This window comes from Synechococcus sp. OH2 (assembly GCF_047462155.1).
Taxonomy (GTDB): Bacteria; Cyanobacteriota; Cyanobacteriia; order Thermostichales; family Thermostichaceae; genus Thermostichus.
In genome coordinates this window covers 58349-59160 of sequence record NZ_JANSIR010000108.1, presented here as the reverse complement: position 1 = coordinate 59160, position 812 = coordinate 58349, and the positions used below count along the sequence as shown (strand labels likewise).

Genomic DNA, 812 nt, shown 5'->3' with positions numbered 1-812 from the left:
GTCGCGTTGAAAAAGTGGATCTGACCAACGCCATTGCCGGCCATAGCTGGATGGAGACAGCTAACCCGCGCGAGCGCCAGGTGGATTGCCTGCTGGGCCGCATTACTCCAGAAATGGCCGCTGCCTTTCAAGCAGACGCTCTGCCCAAGCTTTTGGAAGTCAACGGCTACAGCCTCTTTTGGCCGGGGCGAGAATTGCTGCTCAATTCCTGCGGGCCGGCTGGGGAAGCTGCGGCTATGGCGGTGCAACGGCTGGTGCCTCGTCTAGCCCATCTGCTGGCGGCCAAACGTCTGCGGGCTACCCTCAACGCGGCTACCTCGCCGCTGGCGGTGGTGGGGGAATTGTCCACCAGAAGTAAAGCCCCCTTGCGGGCGCCACGGTTTGCCCAAGGGGCCTCTGCTCTTGCCGAGCCAGGCATCCCACGCTTTATGCGCGGGGATCCCTTGCATCTCACCCTGCGCAACGAAGGCGAGCAGGATCTGTTCGGCTACCTGTTGATGGTCGATTCCAGCGGGCAACTGCACCTGTTGGCTCCCGTACCCCAGGAGGACTTTGCCCTGCCGCTGCGCCTAGAGGCCAAGGGCAGCCTGACTTTGCCACCCCTGCCTGAGGTGGCCGGTGAGTCGCGCTCTGCCGTCAATCCCGATCTGCTCACCTGCCATGCCCAGGGGCTGACCGAGCTATTGTTTGTGGCCAGTACTCGCCCCTTATCGGCCAGCTTGGAAGCCCTCAAAGCCATGGTCCGTCAGCAGGGGATAACCCGTTCGCCGATGTTGCTCAGCAAACCGCTGGAGTGGACGCAGATGCTGCTA

General features: G+C 62.6%; 1 pseudogene. It reads left to right on the top strand.

Annotated elements, in window-relative coordinates:
• Positions 1-812, top strand: a pseudogene (locus NW835_RS11190) (caspase family protein); the annotation flags it as partial.